The sequence below is a fragment of the Marinifilum sp. D714 genome, from assembly GCF_030851345.1.
In the GTDB taxonomy this organism is placed as follows: Bacteria; Bacteroidota; Bacteroidia; order Bacteroidales; family Marinifilaceae; genus Marinifilum.
Genome location: NZ_JALPNU010000001.1, coordinates 141,662 through 160,015, shown reverse-complemented (window position 1 = coordinate 160,015; position 18,354 = coordinate 141,662). Strand labels below are relative to the sequence as shown.

The following is an 18,354-nucleotide window of genomic DNA, read 5'->3' as shown; positions in this document are numbered from 1 at the left end:
AGAAACGTTATGATTCACCCTATGGAAGTTTTAGTACTTATGCCTCTCTAAATCCTTACGAGAGATTTAAGGATGAAAATGGGGAAATGCTACCATTATTATCTAATGGTGATACCAACCCACTTTTTGATGCTAACCTCCCATTCAAAGATGAAACTATTTCGAATAATGTGATTGAACGATTTAACTTTGATTGGAATATTAATAAAGCGTTACGCTTAAAGGCTAGTTTTTATATTAACTATGGTGATTCGAATTCATCAAGTTATAGATCTCCATTTAGTTCATCCTATACATTGAAGCAAATCTTGGATGAAGGCTATGGTTACTTGCCTGTTGATAAAAGGGGGGAAATGTCTAAAAATGATAGTAAGTCACTAGATGTTTCAAGTAATGTTGTTTTAAATTACAATAAGCAAATAGGAAATCATACCTTGTTTTTTGGTCTTGGAGGTGAATTAGAATACAGAAAGTATGATGGTTATGGGTTTTCAGTTCAAGGCTTTCCGAATGATAAATTTCAGGATGTTGCATTTGCTATGCAATATAAAGAAGGATCTAAACCTTATAGTTCATCATCAAAATCAAAATCGGTAGGTGTATTTCTTAATGGGAATTATATTTATAATGATAAATATTTTGCGGATTTATCTATTCGTTACGATGGGTCATCTAAGTTTGGAGCAGATAATAAGTTTGCAGCTTTCTGGTCTGTAGGTGGTGGATGGAATATTCATAAAGAAAACTTTTTTAGTAATGGATTTTTGGAGGAGTTGAAGCTGAGATATAACTATGGTGTAACAGGAAATCAAGAGTTTTCAGCTCACCAGGCAATAACCACTTATGCATACAGAACAGACCTTTTATATGATAACACTATTTCAGCTACATTAAAAGCTTATGGAAATCCGAATTTGAAATGGCAAGAACAAAAATCTCACAACTTAGGATTAGATTTTGTTCTAAAAGAAGGAAGAATAAGAACAAGTCTTAATTATTATCAGAAGAGAACAACAGGAATGTTGGCCGATATTACAGTGGCTCCATCTCTAGGTTTTCCAAGTGGAACATACAAAGCAAATTTAGGGGAGATTGAGAATATAGGTTACGAAGCCAATATCAATGCTGTGCTAATCCGTAATCAGGAAAAGGATTTGGAGTGGGGTATTGGCTTACAATTAGCGCATAATGAAAGTAAGATATTAAAAATATCAGATGCCTTAAAAACCATTAATGATGCTAATAATGCAGCAAAAAAAGTTCCTGGCTTGGTGTATGAAGAAGGAGAATCATTAACAACGATTAAAGCCGTTAAATCTTTAGGTATTGACCCTGCGACTGGTGAAGAACTATTTCTCAAAAAAGATGGTCAAACTATTACAAGGATTTGGGATGCTGAGGATAAGATAATTGGAGGGAATTCAGAGCCTGTACTGTTTGGAAATATTAGTAATAATCTTTACTACAAAAGTTGGAATTTAAATATGGTTTTTACCTATTCGTTAGGTGGCGATATTTACAACCAAACCGTGGTTGATAAGATTGAAAATTTGAATCCAAATTTCAATGGAGACAAACGTGCATTGACTAATAGATGGAAAAAGCCAGGTGACGAAACATCTTATAAGGCAATTAATACAAGTGATAAAACTTTCATCTCAACACGCTTTATTCAAAATCAAAACATATTGCAGTTAAGTAATTTATCACTTTCATATCAGTTCGACAGTAAAAAATTATCTAAGTATAGAATTGATGCTCTACGATTAAGTTTTTATGCGAACGATCTGTTTAGATTATCCAATGTGGAAGTTGAGAGAGGTACGGATTATCCATTTGCCCGTAGCTTTGGTTTTGGATTAAATGTAAGATTCTAATGTGAAACGATTAAAAATTCTGTAAAAGATGAAACAAATATTAACATTCATAACCATATTTTCGTGCTTTTTGTTACTAACGTCGTGTAATGATTGGCTAGATGTTACGCCTCAGGGAGATGCTGAAGCCGAAGAACTATTGTCTACCACAGCTGGTGTTAATTCAGCTGTTGCTGGACTCTATTATAATTTAATACAAACTAATTCACATGCAGGGGATTTGAGTTTTGGCACCTTAGATGTTCTTGCTCAATATTATGAAGTATCTGATGTTAATCATCAAGATTATTATTTTGCACAATATGATTATAATAATATAAGAGTAAAATCGAGAATAAATTCTTGGTGGAAAAATTATTATCTGAGCGTTGCTCAAGCCAACCAAATTTTGTCTGAACTAGACAATAATAGTGGCAACATTGATACTCCAGAATTGTTCGAAGGAGAATTGTTGGCTTTAAGAGCATTTATACATTTGCAAGTATATCAGTTGTTTGGTCCTGTTGTTCAAAACCAAGCGGACCTGGAGCAAAAGGCGATTCCATATCGATACGAATTCAATGAATTGCCTACCGAGTTTTTAACATGCGAGCAAGTATTAACTAACGCTAAAAATGATTTGTTAAAAGCATTGGAGTTGTTGGAAAATGATCCAATAAGGAAAGGGCATAAGCGTTTGGATAATAATGAATCAATGCTGGCATATAATAATATCCTGGCTAATCGTGTTGGACGATTAAATTACTTTGCTGTTATGGGAATGCTTGTTCGTGTTGAACAATTGTTACTTAATCAAAGTGAGACTGATGGAGCATTCTATTGGGCTAACCGTATTGTAAAAGAAACTGAAAGTGGTGATCAAAATATTGCTTTTACTACCAAAGAGGAAGTAGAAGGATCAGGCCCTGGTGCAAGAGATTTATTATACTCATCGGAGATTATTTTTTCATTGCATATTAATAATTTATATAAAGTTGCAGGGAAAAAATTTTCATTACCAGGTTATAATGGAAAACAAGGCTTAATGCTAACTGTTAATAGCGCAAGTTTTGACAACTTTGTTAACTATGTATATGGTCGTGAGCCAGATGGGGCTGGTACAGATTACCGATTGAATTATTGGTTTAATCAAAACTCTGGTAGTTCCAACTTTCCTTTCCAAAAATATAGAGAACCAGAAGATCAAAATAAGATTTATAAAATCTCCTATCCTGAAGTAGCGGTGCTAAGATTGTCAGAAATTTATTATGCAATGTGTGAGTCGAAAATAAATGTTGATAATGTGAAAGCATTAGAATACTTAAATGAGGTTCGAACTAAGCGTGGACTTCCAGAATTGGATAATTCAGAAGCAGATAATGTAGCGATTTACCTGATGAGAGAAAGAAGAAAAGAGTTTATGGGAGATGGCAGAACGTTTTTAATCAATAAAAGATTGTTTACAAATATAGAAGCATCTTCTTCTTTAAATATTGAAGCTTCAAAAGCCATATTTGAGTTACCAATACCAGAGGATGAGTTTACTTATGGCCCGGAAGAAAAGAGCAGTAATAATTAAACAATTGGACTAATGAGAAAAGAAATTTTATATACAGGATGGCTTTTAATGATCTTTCTATTAAGTTCATGTGAAAGTGAGAATGAGTTTCTAAGTTTTAATAATGATAAGGCTTATATCTATTTTGATATGCCAAAAAATTATAATTCCAGAGGCGATGAATTAATTGAAAGACAAGATAGTTTGGAATATTCATTTGCATTGGATTTAAATGATGTTGACTCTTATATATTTAAAGTACCTATAGCTATTTCTGGGCTTCCTTCGGATATCGATCGATCTTACAAAGTTGAGTTAATTAAAGAGGAAAGTAATGTTGTTGATTCAGATTGGGATAAAACAGCGCTTATTAATCCGATTTTTAGAAAAGGAGTCATGTTCGATACATTGCTTGTAAAGGTGAATCGTACAGAGGAGTTAAAGTCTCAGAAAAAAAGTTTGATTTTACAGATTGAAGCCAATGAAAATTTCGAAAAGGGGCGAGAAGATTTGTTAACGACGAAGTTAATTTTTTCAGATATCTTGAATCCTCCAATTTGGTGGGAAGATTGGAAAGATATATTTGGCAACTTCTATCTGGAGACTTATCTGAAATGGCAGGAAATCTATTTTGAAGGAGCGGATCCTAATATACCACCTTCCTATATTAAAGTAAGTAAAGACTCGAATTTACCATATTATTGGGATAATATGCCGGTAGGAAGATCTGCGGGAAGCCAAAGCCATACTCCATCTGTATTCATGTTTATCGCACAATTGCGTGATTACTTTGAAAACAATGAAGTGTACGGAACAAACCCTGATGGAAGTAAAACAAGGATCAAAATCTATTAATCTAAAATTTAAATTATGAAATTTTCTAAATATATAATATTCGTAATGGCTATATTAGTTTATAGTTGTTCCGAAGATCTTGGAAACTACGATTATAAAGATCTGAATAACATCAGTGTATCAGATATTCCTGCAGACACATCTATTCAGGTGCTGAGTCGTTTGGTTTTGGAACCCATTATAGAAAGAGATTTGGTGGAAGATGAAAAGGCACTTGAATTTGTTTGGAGATTAGGAAATGATACGATTTCTACAGAGAGGAACTTGGATTACATCATTCCAACGAGCACTCAGTTTGGAACAAATGACTGTTTTTTTACGGTATTAGATAAGAATACAGGTGTTAGATATTATTTTGATTTTAAATTAAATGTGACATCAGCTTTTGGTTTTGGTTACTATGTGCTGTCCGAAAAGCAAGACCAATCTTCTTTAATATCATATCTTCGAACTGATTATGAAGAATATCCTGAATGGACAAAAACAAACATGATTGGAAATATTGAAATAGGAAATAAAGCCAGTCAAATGAGTAAAAAGTTTTCTTATCAATCAAGTTTTAGAGATTATGGATGGACTTTTAATATTCTAACTAAAGAGGGTGAATATCCATTAATTGAAACCAATTCATTTAGTTTTTTGCCTACTTCTTTAGCCAATAAGGACTCCTATGTAGGAGGAGCAAATGGAAAAGAGTTTGCACCTAAGGCACTGGTTACTGGAAATTCAGTGATTTACTTTCAGACAGGTGATGGATATGCTCCATATGCTTCAGGTCTTTTAAATCCTCCTGCTTCTTTTGGGCAGGATTATGAATGGACGTTGTCGGGCCTTTGGCAAATGGGACAATCGAGTGATGTTCTTTGGGGGTATGATAAAATATCTAATAAACTATATACTATAACCTATACTAAAAGTGATCCAATAAATGGGATTGTTGGGAATCCTTACTTGTATGATAATGTACAAGAAATTGAGGGACTTCCATCATTAGATGGTTATAGTGTTATGAATATGTTGAGGAATTCGTCATATAATGCGGACTATACTTCAAAGACAGAGAATCTTGATGTAGTTGTTTATAACAATTCTGGAATTACAATTCATAATAAAAAGACAGTTCAGGAATTAGAATGGTATCAACCTAAGGGAGATCCGGTAATTACTAATTCAAGTACGGCTTTACCAGTATCAGGATTAAATGATGAAAGTGTATGCCAGTTGGTTGGAACCAATTTTTATTTTATTATTGGTAATAGTATATACACATCACCTTCACTTAACCCTAAGTTAACTAAGATCGTTGATATTCCTGCTGAATTTGGTAAGCCTCTTAAATTTGAGATGAGTATTAAAGGTTCAAAGCTTTGGGTAGCTACATACGATGAAAGTAGCACTGAAGAGTTAAAAGGATCTGTTATAGTTGTTGACCCTGCAAATAAAACTATAGATAATACGTTTAAAAACGTTTGTGGAAAACCAGCTCAAATGCTTACTGCTGATGGAAATCCTTGGTGGTAAACATACATTTCTTTTATAGTCCTAATAGAAACTTTTAGGACAAATCTATTTCTACTTTGTTCAGACGATATAGTCAAAGAAATTATTATTGTTTGAGCAAAGTGGAAATAGCAAATCAATTCACTTTTTTAATACAATTGTTATGTATAGATTATATACGTTATTGGCATGCCTTACCCTTTTTTCTTGTGGAAACAGTAAGATGAAACTAAAGGTTGACTGTAGTGACCTTGAAAGTGCTGAAGCCTCAATACTTGTAAAGTCTGTAAAAGGATACGACACCTTGGCCCAGTTTAATAATTTTGTTGCCTATTTTGAGTATGAAACAGAAGTGGTTTCACCACGATATATTTATGTTAGTGTTGAGAATCAAAGGTATCCTCTTGGTATTATGCAGGAAACAGGAGAGTTTGATTTGAAAATGCTAAAGGGTGGAGCATTCAATTATACTGGGGGAAAATACGATCAGAAATTTCGTCAACTTTATCAGGATGAGAAATATCAGAAACACAATTTGCACTACCGTAAAGAAGCCGAAAAATTAGATTGGCAAACAGCAAATAGCAAAGAGAAAGAAAGAGTCTATGCCATTTCCGGTAAGGCTAATCAACGAATTGCAGAACTTTACGACAGTTTGAGATATATGAATCCTATACATGCCGTTTTAGCCTGTGGGGTTTCTCGTAATTTGGGATCTAAACCTGCTCAAACGATAAAACTAATTAATCAATTGGATCGCAAGGTTTACGAAACTGAGATAAAATATTGGAACAAGATATATAAAGAAACCAATAGCTTGATAGCCATTCAGAAAAAAGTTTCTGTAGGTAAAAAATTCTATGATTTCAACTTTAAGGATGTTGAAGGAAAACGAGTTGCTTTAAAAGATATACTGAAGGAAAACAAATATGTCTTGATTGAGTTTTGGGCAAGTTGGTGTGGTCCTTGTCGTAAAGAAATTCCATATCTAAAAAAGGACTACGAAGAGTATCATAATAAGGGCTTTGAGATTATCTCAATATCGTGCGACAAAGATGAAAGCCAATGGTTAAAGGCTCTAAAGAAGGAAAATTTACAATGGTATAATGTAAGAGATATTGATAGGTTTGCCGATAAATGTGGTGTAAAAGGTATTCCTGCCAATTGGTTACTTGATAATACAGGTGTTATTGTAGCTAAAGATCTTCGAGGGCATCATGTTGAAGAATTCTTGCAGGGATACTTAAAATAATAGATTTTGGTTATTAATGGTATATGTAAAAAAAATATAATGAGAAAATCAATTATAGCTATTCTGTTTATAGGGTTTTTAATAACAATCTCAAAGCTGTCTTTTTGTCAACCTGAAATTCATCAACACGGTGAAGTTTGGAATATTGGTGATTTTGGAGAGGATAGAATAAATATCATTTATATGGGTGATGGATTCACCAAAAAAGATCTTGTAAAAGGTCATATGTATGATTTAGCAGCTATAGCTTGTTATAATCGAATATTCTCAACTGAGCCTTTTAAAACATATAGGAACTATTTCAATTTTCAGGTTATTTATCTTGAAAGTAAAGATGAAGGTATCGATTATGGCGATGATGGAATCATAAAAACTACTGTGCTTAATTGTGGGTTTGGTAATTTTGGTAAGCAAAGAAATATTGGTTCATCTTCAGATGATAAAATTATATTTTATGCTGAAAAAGTATTAGGTAGAGAGAAATCTCCAAAAGATTTTATTATAGTTGGAGTAAATGATAAAAAATACGGTGGATTTGCTCCTTGGGAAAGTAATGTTGCTTATTACAGTGCTGCGGCTAAAACAGAAAATAGAGATGTGAATGCACTGCATGAATTTGGTCATGCTTTTGGTCTCTTGGCCGATGAATACAGTTTTGCAAAAAGATATTATTCATTGCCTGAAGAGTTTTATCTATACAAAAATACTGAAAGTGCGTATAATATTTCATATCATTCTGATCCTAAAAAAGTAAAATGGAGTAAGTTTATTGGCTTACCTGGTTACGAAGATATTGGTGTGTTTGAAGGCGGGCACACATATGAAAAAGGTTTGTATAGACCAACAAAGCAAAGTATAATGAGAGGTTTTAAGAAAACAACATTTAATGCTCCTTCTAGGTATCAAATTTATAATCGTATTCATAGTTTAATGGGGAAAGCATGTAGCTTTGAAGATTTTTTAAAAAATGATAAAAACAATAAATAATCAATTGTTATTTATATGTGAAATATGTTAATACTATGTATTGCCTTGTTTTCTTGTAATAAGAACAAAAAAATAGCTTGTAGCAAGCTTAAATGTACAAATGCTTCAATATTTGTAAAGTTGATACATGGTGCAACCTCTTGGCCCATTTCAAAATTATGTGATAAAAATAAGTACAATGGCTTAACGCTGTAGAAAAAGAAATTTACCATGGCACAAGGTAAGAGGTATGAAGAGTCTTATAGAAAAATGTAGTGTAAAGTGTATTCCTGCTAATTTCTTGTTTGGTAATAAAGGTACAATTGTGTTAAAAATTTTCGAGGACATCATGTTGAAGATTTTTTAGAAAAGAATTTAAATCATTAAGAACTTAAATTCATGTAGTAATTACATGAACAAATTTGAATATGAAAAAAAGATATATTGCAATATTAATAATTGGTTTTATTATGTCTTCTTGTAACAAAGAGGTTGTAACTATTGATGGTAAATTAATAGGATATGAGAATTCATCAGTAGAATTAAAGTTGAAAACCATGAATGATAATGAAAAAGTCATTTCTACTGATATAAAAGTAAAGGAAGAAAACTTTAGTTTTGAGATTAATGAAATAAAACCTCCATATAAGTTAACATTGGTTTTAGAAGATAAGAGAGAAGTAAATTATTGGGTGTTTAAATATGGGAAGTTTAGTTTTAATCTTAATTCAAAGAATTTATCTGATTTAAAAATCAATGATTCATTTGAGAATTCAGAACTTGCCAGGGTGAATGAGACATATAATAAGATGTACCTAAGGCCATTGAAAGAGCAAATGGATTGGGTAGCCAATTATGAGGCAACGGAGCACGAGGCAATTAATGAAGCGGATAAGGCTAAATTGAAAAGATACAAAGATCAGGTAAAAAAGGCCTATCGTTTGCGCAAAAAATCTATTCTAAAAACGATAAGGAAAGCACCTCAAAATCCTATATCTATGGCTTTATTTTTTGATGAGTTTGAGACGTTAACTTCTTGGCAAAAGAAAGAATGCCTTAAGTTGGCTCAAAAGTATTATTCTGATTGTGGAATTAATTGGCAGTTAAAAAATTAAAATACCCCTTATAACTGTTGAGAAACGTTTAGTTAGTTGGTAGGAGTAGAACCTGGTTTAGGCCTTGTTTTGTGTGAGGTGTGTCACAAGTTTTCATTTATATCATCTTTGGTCGGATCTGATTAAATGGAATTAAAACGAGGTCTTGGGGTCTACACTTTCTAGCCCTCCAATATTGTGTATATTGGTAATGTGTGTCATATTTAAGATCTATAAAAGCAGATGGAAGGAATGATTCTTCTATTAAGGACACCGAATCGAAATAATTAAGAATGAAACATTCTTCCATCTACTGTGATCAATTATTGATTTTTAAAGGTTTTAATTCCTGCAAAAACAGCTTTATCACCTAACATTCTTTCAATTCTAAGCAATTGGTTGAACTTAGAAATTCTTTCACTTCTGCAACCAGATCCCGTTTTTAAATGTCCTGCGCCTAATGCAACAGTAAGATCTGCAATGGTGGTATCTTCGGTTTCAGCAGAACGATGAGAAACAAAACAATTGTAATTATTTTCACTAGCTAGCTGCATGGTGTCCAGTGTTTCGCTTAATGTTCCAGTTTGATTGAGCTTGATAAGAATGGAGTTGGCCACACTTTTATCTATACCTTCTTGAAGGATCTTAGGATTGGTACAATAAATGTCATCTCCAACCAACTCAACTTTTTCTCCAAGTTTTTCGGTTAGCAATTGCCAGCGATGCCAGTCGTTTTCAGCCATCCCATCTTCAAGTAGAACGATTGGATACTTTTCAACCCATTCTACCCAAATGGTCACCATTTCTTCCGAAGTTTTAAAACTCTTATCGGATTTGAAGAAATGATATTGTCCATCCTTCCACATTTCACTTGAGGCAGGGTCCAGACAAATGGAAATATCCTGGCCAGCTACGTAACCAGCTGATTTAATTGCCTCCAAAATTACTTCAACAGCCTCTTCGTTAGATTTTAGGTTTGGAGCAAAACCACCTTCATCTCCAACAGCTGTATTGTATCCTTTTGAATACAATACTTTTTTTAATGAGTGGAAAGTTTCAATACCCATTCGGATGGCAGTTTCAAAATTAGGTGCATTATGAGGTGCTATCATAAATTCCATGAAGGAAGCAAAAGCAGATTGGTTAAAGGTGATGAAGAAACATGAATTCAATTGGATGAATGTTTTTGATACCGGAGATCAAATCATGGGAGGACAGTTTGGCTCTGTTGGGAAGAACTTATTAATCGATGCGAATGGAATCATTATTGGTTTTGACCTACACCCATTGGAGATTGAAGCCCTATTGGAGAAATGAGTTTTTCTTATGGGCTCCATATAAAGTAAAATTAACCTCTACAATTTAAGTATCGTACAATTTTATCCTCATAATTCCGGGAGTTTTTAGGTGAAAGTAAATGAAGCAGGTTAATTATGGAGTAGGCACAACCAATTGTGCCTACTCCTAATAAAGACATAAAAATGAAATCTTTTCAGGTTTACCTTTACGATTTGTCTCCCAAAGGTATTCATTTGATTAGTTGTAGGAGCAAGCTGTAATGGCTTGCTCTTTTCTTTCTGGCCTTTTTAATTCCATCTGCCGAAAGGCGTGTTTATAACTTTTAGAAAGTCTAAAGTTCATATTTATCTCAGGTCTCCAACCTAATGCCATTAAATTTGATTTTCAATCAAGTATTTCCAATTTTAAACTACTCATTTTGCTTATGAAATCATCTTTTTTAGTGACTAAAGTCGAAAATATGACGTTTAGCTCTAAAATGAAGTCAATTTTTAAGCTCGTAAAAATAGAAGTTGACTGAAAAATGATTAACAATAAAATAGTTCAAATGAACCTGCGATGAAATACGGACAAGCGAATTTATATACCTTATATATGTATAGCGGGTAAGTTTTGGGGATGAGCATAAACAATTTTGAGAGTAAGAATTACAAGAAATCCCGAAATTAAAGGGCTTGAGAGTGATTCTCTCATTATTTTGGTGAGTTCTCACACTTAAAAATGCTCAGATTAGAGTGTGAGAATCATTCTCACATGTGTGAGAGTGAATCTCTCACGTGAAAATCGTCAGTTTAGCTATTTTTTGACGATTCTCACATTTGAAAATTGCGATTTTCATGTTCAAGCTGGATATTTATATGTTTTTTGATGATTCTCACATTTGAAAATCGTCAGAATATAGTGTGAGAATTGCTCTCACATGTTTTTTGTGGACATTTTCACACGAAAATAGCCACAAAACACTCCAAAAAATCACTCTCACAGTTCAAGAAATGACCTCATAGGGATATAATAAAGCCGGATATTCTTAAAATGGATTAACATAAATTGGATCGTTTTTTTGGATGAAAAATTTTTTTTTGATGGACTGAATTATTGAAATGATTTTGTGATAATTTGTTATATCAATGAAAAGTTTTGAGGCTGTATGGTACTGTTTATAAGGAATTGTTGAGCTTTTCTCTTTTTGAAAACATCTTGCTATTTATGTTCTTGTTTGAGAAAATGAATGTTTTCGAATTTGAAAAATGAGATTTTCAAATTTTCTCATCTCTTATAGTAGTCATAAAAATGTATTATCAATTGTATAAGCTACTTGATAAAAGGAAGAGAAATAAATCATAATAATTGAATGAAATTTTTTATTGATTTGTGATTTGTTTTTGTGTTTCTCTTCTAATTTTAATAATGAAAAGTTTATTCTCGTTGAATTGATGGACTTGGATTGGTTGTTATATTGTTGAATCGTTCTGGCTTTTCGTTAAACCAATTTTCTTCCTAATAAGTTACGCTAACAATAAGAATTGTAACTCATTACAATTTGGTTCAACCATTGGGATGGAAGTTTTTTCTGTTCTGAATGTGTAAATCGATATAAATTTTTAAAGATTTATTTTATACGATAGATTTTAATGGGGTAAGCTCAAAAAAGAAATGACTAATCTAAATGGTTTATGATCTTGCCTCAATGTTGAATTAATATCTTATAGTTATGACTATACTTAAAAAACGACATGACTTTATCGCAGGACCTGAGAATATCTATGTTGATAAAGCCGCTGTCTACAAAAAGAAACTTCCACTCTACAAAGACATTTTAGGTTTAACAGATGAGGAAATTGCTGCTGATATTGAAATTATGGATGATGTTATTGCAAAAAAAGAGGCCAAAGACATTGCAGTAGCCAATGCCAGTGCAAAAATTGAGGAACTCAATGAGTCTAGAGGTATATTGACTCCTTACATGCGTAACAGAAGAGTTGAACTGATGGCTAAGCCTAATTATACCAAGGCAATTGGTGTCGATTTGGGAATTGAAATTACCTATACCAATCAGGATACTGCAGATATGAAGCCGGAAGTAAAAGTGGAAATGCAAGGTGGATATCCAACCATTAGGATTTCAAAACAAGGAACTGATGGAGTTCGAATTTACAGTCGAATTAATGGGGAAGGCCATTTTAAGTATTTGGATACCTGCAATGGAACCCAATACATCGATGTTCGCGAGAAGAGAGATGAGCAGTCTTATGAGTTAAGAGAATATACCTTCTTTTACATTGTTAAGGATACCAAAGTTGGGAAGGAATCGAATGTTTATAAGATCAGCTTTTAGCGGTAATTTTGATATATACGAATTAAAAAGGGCTAACTCATTTGCTTGAGTTGGCCTTTCATTTTTACTTCACAACATATCCAATGAGATGTTATCCTGACTTAGATTTCCCTCAAAATGTAGTAATTTAAATTATATCATATATAAAGATTGAATTGGTGTTTTGGAATTCCCTCCACTCCGTAGGCTTTTGCATTTTCCGTAAGCTTTTTTACTTTTATCGCAATAAATATGGAGCAACACGAACAAGATATCATTCAAAAGTTTAAAAATGGAGATCAAACAGGTCTTCGTATGTTGTTCGATTTGTATTACACTCCGCTTTGCGTATTTGCCTATAAGTACTTCGATTCCTACGAGAAAGCAGAGGACATTGTACAGGAAGCTTTCATCAATTTGTGGGAAAAGGAGAGAATGATAGAATTCACTGGTTCCATAAAGTCATACCTGTTTACTATTGTTCGCAACAATTCCATCAATCAGATAAAAAAAGATCAAAAATTTCGATTCGAAGAAATAGAGAATAAGGCCTACGATATCATCGAAGACAAATACGAAAGTCAGCAATTGGAAGAAAGAAAAGAAAAACTCTATAAAGAGATTGCTCTTTTACCTGCCCAATGCAAAGCCGTTTTCGAAGCCATCGCTTTTGAGAAAATGAAATATGCCGAAGTTGCTGAAGAAATGGATATTTCCATCAATACAGTAAAAACACATTATTCCAGAGCTTTAAAGCAGTTGCGCAGTAATTTGGATGTATTGGTGATGATTTTGATACCGTAAAGCTACAAGTGTAAAGTCAGCTCTTCTGGTCCCGAGAATCGGGATATAAAGTATAAAGTATAAAGTTGAGGAAGTAGCTATGAGTTCCGAACTTTGCATACTCATTACTCATTCAACTTTCCCATTATTCACTACTTTGAAAGATATTTTGGAAAAAAGTTGAAAAAACTTGTCACCCGTTTCCCAAAAACACACTTATAGGTTTAAACAATGAAGAAAATGCACATTTCGCAAGAACATATTATAGAGCTAATTCAAGAATATCAGCAAGGAAGGATTTCTGATTCGGGGGCTCAAAAGCTACAGGAATGGCTGAAAGAAGATGAGGCCAATGCGGAGGAGTTTGCCAAATATTTGGCTCTTTTTAAAGAGAGTGATGCTTTGAGCAAGCTGGATCAAATTCGAAAAGAAAATGCATGGTTGAATATTAGCAAATCATTATCGAAGCCTGAAAAGAGATCTAAAGTAAGAAAATTACATACCTGGTTGCCTTATGCCGCAGCGGTTGTAGTTTTATTTACAGTTGGCTATTTCATGATTGAGCAGGTAAGAAATGATTATGATTTTGAAAAGGACTACAATTTTGCGGAAATATCAAGCATTGGCACTAAAAAGGCAGTACTTACGCTTGAAAATGGACAAAAAGTGAATCTTGAAGAGAGTGACAAGGAGTTGATAACTGAAGCGGATGGGACTTTGATTCAAAAAAATGCCGATAGCGAATTGATATATGATAATGCTTCTTCTGCTAAAGACAGGGTGATTTACAATCAAATTGAAATTCCAAGAGGAGGAGAGTACTCGCTGGTATTAGCTGATGGAACAAAAGTTTGGTTGAATTCGGAATCGAGCTTAAGATATCCTGTGCAGTTTGTTGGAAACAAAAGGAAAGTGGAATTAACTGGAGAAGCCTATTTCGAAGTTACGCACAATCCGAGCAAACCATTTGTGATAGCGTCTCACGATACCGAAGTAAAGGTGCTGGGAACAAGCTTTAATATATCAGCATACGATGATGAGGAGCACATTTCAACGACTTTGGTTGAGGGTAGCGTAGAGCTAAGTTGTTTGGGCAATAAGGAGTTGTTGAAGCCCGGATTTCAGGCTACAGTAAAAAAAGGAGACAATCGATTTAAGGTAGAAAAGGTAAATACAGCATTGTATACCTCATGGAAAGATGGAGTGTTTCGTTATAAAGATCAGTCATTGGAAGAAATTTGCCATCAGTTAAGCCGATGGTACAATGTTGAATTCTTCTTTACCGATTACAAGTATCGTGAATACAGATTTACAGGTGCAGCCAAGAAAGACAAATCCTTGGACTTTACACTTGAAATGATTGAAAAGATAGCCGATGTAAAATTTGCTATTAAAGATGATAAAATAATTGTAGGGAAACCTGAATAAAGATATTGCGCTTTTGTGGCGGCCACCCAAGAGCACATAAAAAACAGGAAATGCGGCCACATTCCCTGTTTTAACAAATAACAACCATTGAGAATTGTCAATGGCAGTATTAATCTAGACCATAAAGTTATGAAAAAAAACCTTATGTGGAGGTGTATGTCACCTTCCATTCGAAAAACCCTGCTTGTTATGAAGCTAAGTTTTATTTTAATTCTTGTTGGAAGTTTGCAGCTTTCTGCATCTGTTCTTCTTGGACAACAAGTTAGTGTTCAGGTCAAATCATCATTGGTTGATGTGTTGGAAGATTTAAACCATCAAACAGGAACTTATTTCATGTACAATGTGCATGAAATAAACGATAAGATTGAAGTTCAGTTGGACATGAAAGATGCCAGTTTGGAAGAGGTGATGAATGAAATTTGTCAGCAAGCACCGGTAAAGTACGAAATTGTTGAGGATTTTGTGATCATTACCAAAAAAGATCCTGTTCCTGTTATCAAGGAAGTGCAGGAAAAGAAAAAATTGAAAGGAAAAGTAACCGATAAATATGGGGAGCCTTTACCGGGTGTATCTGTTGTAATTAAGGGTAGCACTACAGGTGTTGCTACCGACATCAACGGGAACTATACTTTGGAATTGGAAAATCCAAATGCAGTATTGATTTTCTCTTTTGTTGGAATGTTGCCTCAGGAAGTTGTTTACAATGGACAGGAGGTAGAAAACATTACATTAACTTCGGATACAGAGCAGATGGCAGAGGTTGTTGTTGTTGGATATGGAACAACTGCTGTTAGAGATTTTACAGGTTCGGTAGCCCGTGTTTCTGAGAAGGAGTTGGAAATGAAAAACGTTCCGTCTTCTATTTCACTGTTGCAGAATATGGCTGCAGGGGTAATGGTAAGCGGAAACACAGGTCGTCCGGGTGAAACGGTAAGAGTAAGAGTTCGTGGTGCCACATCGCTTACAGGTAGTAATGAACCATTGTATGTGATTGATGGTGTGCCAACCGATGATTCGGAGATTTTAAATTCCATTCCACCTTCTGATATTGCTTCGGTTGATGTGTTGAAAGATGCTTCTGCTTCGGCCATTTACGGATCAAGGGCGGCAAATGGTGTGTTGATGATCACTACCAAAAGAGGTAGATTGAATGAGAAAGCTAAATTTTCTGTTACCTACAATTACTCTACGGATTCTCAGATTAAAAATTTCTCAATGCTTAATGGAGATGAGTTCCGTTCTTTTTTAACTGATTTGGCCAACCAAACATTGGTAGTAGATCCGGGAAATAGAACGGCAGAGAACATTCTTGATCCGGATGGTGGATATGTTGGTGACGCAGACACCGATTGGTTTGATTTGGTAAAACAAACAGCAAACAGACAGAATGTAGACCTGTCAGTACGTGGTGGAAGTAAGGATATCTCTTATTTTATTTCCGGTTCCGTAATGGATCACAAGGGGATGGTTGTTCATGATGATCTGACAAGATATTCAGGTCGTGTGAATTTGGATATCAATATCAATCCTAAATTTAAAATCGGGACAAGAATCAATTTGTCTTACACGGATCAGAGCCAGTCAGGTACTTCCATGTTTTTAGCTCAGGGAGAACGTCCTGATTTACCAGTTTACAAAGAGGATGGTGTTACTTTTTATGAAGATAATCCAGTAGCAAATTCAACCAAGATCAATAACTCAGATGAATACAGGCTATCCGGTAACCTTTACGGAGAACTAACAGTATTGAAAGACCTGAAATTCAAAACTAGCTTTTCGGTAAATCAATACATGAATTACAATTATCAATTTTCACCAAGTTATTTGAGCTGGTACAATGAAGCATCGGCAAGTAAGGCTGAAAGCAGAGGTTACAATACGGTGCTTGATAATACCTTGAGCTATGCAAAAACATTTAATGAAGTTCATAATATTGACTTTGTAGGAGGTGTTTCTTACGAGGATTCTGAAAACCAGTCGGGATATCTTTCAAAGAGTGGTTTTGCAATGGATGAGATCTACACGAATGTTTCTGCAGGAACTGATTTTGATCGCTCATCGGATAGTAAGAGAGGGAGATCCCTGTTTTCTTCATTTGCTCGTTTGAATTACAAGTATAAGGATAAGTATCTTTTTACTGTTACTGCTCGTTACGATGGTTCTTCTATGTTTGGTAAGAACAATCGCTACGGATTCTTCCCATCGGGAGCAATTGCATGGAGAATCAACAAAGAGGACTTTTTGAGTGATGCTGACTTTATAAATGACCTAAAATTAAAAGTTTCAGCGGGTAAGACTGGTATTCAGAACTTAAATAGTTATTCGAACAGAGATTTGTACAGGGCTACCAAATATAATGATCAGCCAGGTATTGAGCATTCTCAGATAGGTAACAAAGACATTCAATGGGAGCTTTCAACACAGTACGATGCAGGATTGGATTTTGCATTGTTCAATTATCGATTGACAGGATCATTAGGTTATTACCGAAAAGATACAGAAGACCTAATAAGACTATTCTCTTTTCCTTCAAGTATGGCTGTAGAGGATATGTATTACAATATTGGGAGTGTAAGAAACCAGGGATTTGAGTTCAATATTAAAGCAAAGATTATTGATAGAAAAGACTTTGTGTTTGATTTGGGATTAAACCTTGCTACCAATAAGAATGAGGTTCGAAAACTGGAAGAAGAGGGTGCTGTGGAGAATTCTAGTGGAACCATTGTTCAGGGAACAGGATCACAGGTATTGGCAGTTGGACATGCCATGGGATCATTCTTTGGATATGAGTACAATGGTATCATTCAAAATCAGGAAAGAATTGATGAGTTGAATGCAAATGCTGTAGACAATGGACACTCTTCTTATTACGGAACATTGTATCCTGGAAACCTTGAATTTACAGACTTAAATGGTGATGGGAAAGTAGACAGTAAAGACAAGACAATCATCGGAAATCCTGATCCGGATTTGTTTGGAGGAATGTATACCAATATGAAATACAAGCGCTTCTCCTTAACTGCCAATTTTGGATTCCAGATTGGTGGTTTGAAGTACTATGGTAAAACATTACAAAATGTACCAAGTCAATTGGTCGGTCTTGTTGATTACAATTTGTACAATCGTTGGTCACCAGAGAATACCGATGCTGAGATTCCGGCAATTTATCTGGGACAGGGAGTTCCTGCATTGACTAAAATGAGTTTACACGATGCTTCTTATTTTAGATTACAGGACTTGAGGATTTCGTATGATATTCCAGAGATTAAAGGTTTACCTATAAGTGGACAAGTCTATGTGTCAGGAACGAATGTATTCACAATTACTTCCTATCCGGGAACCGATCCTGCGACAGTGAACGCTAATGGTAATTTTGGAGGTAACTATGAAACCAGTTATCCTGGAATTAGAACTTATTCAGTTGGATTGAAGTTAAACTTATAAAAGCA

12 protein-coding genes and 1 pseudogene are annotated in these 18,354 nt (G+C 34.3%); 12 read left to right on the top strand and 1 reads right to left on the bottom strand.

Translation table 11 applies throughout. The features are described 5' to 3' along the window. Positions 1-44: 44 nt before the first annotated feature. The 7 genes and pseudogenes from M0051_RS00620 to M0051_RS00590 all read left to right on the top strand — a co-directional run. Positions 45-1,877 (top strand): annotated as a pseudogene (locus tag M0051_RS00620) (TonB-dependent receptor domain-containing protein); the annotation flags it as partial. Positions 1,878-1,905: 28 nt separating this feature from the next. Continuing rightward, complete coding sequence (locus tag M0051_RS00615; RefSeq protein WP_306739609.1) at positions 1,906-3,435, top strand: RagB/SusD family nutrient uptake outer membrane protein; 1,530 nt, start codon at positions 1,906-1,908, stop codon at positions 3,433-3,435. 12 nt (positions 3,436-3,447) lie between these two features. Continuing rightward, positions 3,448-4,269 (top strand): DUF4843 domain-containing protein, encoded by an 822-nt coding sequence (locus M0051_RS00610; RefSeq protein ID WP_306739608.1) that lies wholly within the window; start codon positions 3,448-3,450, stop codon positions 4,267-4,269. Between the two features lie 45 nt (positions 4,270-4,314). Continuing rightward, a complete protein-coding gene (locus M0051_RS00605; RefSeq protein ID WP_306739607.1) occupies positions 4,315-5,790 on the top strand; it encodes a PKD-like family lipoprotein in 1,476 nt (491 codons plus the stop codon). A 142-nt stretch (positions 5,791-5,932) separates the two neighbouring features. Further along, positions 5,933-7,021: a TlpA disulfide reductase family protein gene (locus M0051_RS00600; RefSeq protein ID WP_306739606.1), complete on the top strand. Its 1,089-nt coding sequence runs from the start codon at positions 5,933-5,935 to the stop codon at positions 7,019-7,021. A 39-nt stretch (positions 7,022-7,060) separates the two neighbouring features. Beyond that, the gene (locus M0051_RS00595; protein ID WP_306739605.1) at positions 7,061-8,008 is read left to right on the top strand and encodes a M64 family metallopeptidase; all 948 of its coding nucleotides are present in this window, start codon (positions 7,061-7,063) and stop codon (positions 8,006-8,008) included. A 407-nt stretch (positions 8,009-8,415) separates the two neighbouring features. Continuing rightward, the gene (locus M0051_RS00590; protein WP_306739604.1) at positions 8,416-9,102 is read left to right on the top strand and encodes a hypothetical protein; all 687 of its coding nucleotides are present in this window, start codon (positions 8,416-8,418) and stop codon (positions 9,100-9,102) included. Positions 9,103-9,404: 302 nt separating this feature from the next. Here the strand turns inward: M0051_RS00590 and M0051_RS00585 are convergent, their stop codons facing one another. Next, a complete protein-coding gene (locus M0051_RS00585) occupies positions 9,405-10,193 on the bottom strand; it encodes a hypothetical protein (protein WP_306739603.1) in 789 nt (262 codons plus the stop codon). A 7-nt stretch (positions 10,194-10,200) separates the two neighbouring features. Between M0051_RS00585 and M0051_RS00580 the strand changes: the two genes are divergently transcribed. The 5 genes from M0051_RS00580 (at position 10,201) to M0051_RS00560 (ending at position 18,349) form a co-directional block, all read left to right on the top strand. Beyond that, a complete protein-coding gene (locus M0051_RS00580) occupies positions 10,201-10,398 on the top strand; it encodes a hypothetical protein (protein ID WP_306739602.1) in 198 nt (65 codons plus the stop codon). A 1,693-nt stretch (positions 10,399-12,091) separates the two neighbouring features. Then, positions 12,092-12,715 (top strand): hypothetical protein, encoded by a 624-nt coding sequence (locus tag M0051_RS00575; RefSeq protein WP_306739601.1) that lies wholly within the window; start codon positions 12,092-12,094, stop codon positions 12,713-12,715. A 231-nt stretch (positions 12,716-12,946) separates the two neighbouring features. Then, positions 12,947-13,498, top strand: coding sequence for an RNA polymerase sigma factor (locus tag M0051_RS00570; protein ID WP_306739600.1), 552 nt, complete (start codon positions 12,947-12,949; stop codon positions 13,496-13,498). Between the two features lie 210 nt (positions 13,499-13,708). Further along, on the top strand, positions 13,709-14,905 hold the full coding sequence (locus M0051_RS00565; RefSeq protein ID WP_306739599.1) for a FecR family protein: 1,197 nt from the start codon (positions 13,709-13,711) through the stop codon (positions 14,903-14,905). Positions 14,906-15,034: 129 nt separating this feature from the next. After that, positions 15,035-18,349, top strand: coding sequence for a TonB-dependent receptor (locus M0051_RS00560; RefSeq protein ID WP_306739598.1), 3,315 nt, complete (start codon positions 15,035-15,037; stop codon positions 18,347-18,349). Positions 18,350-18,354: the final 5 nt, after the last annotated feature.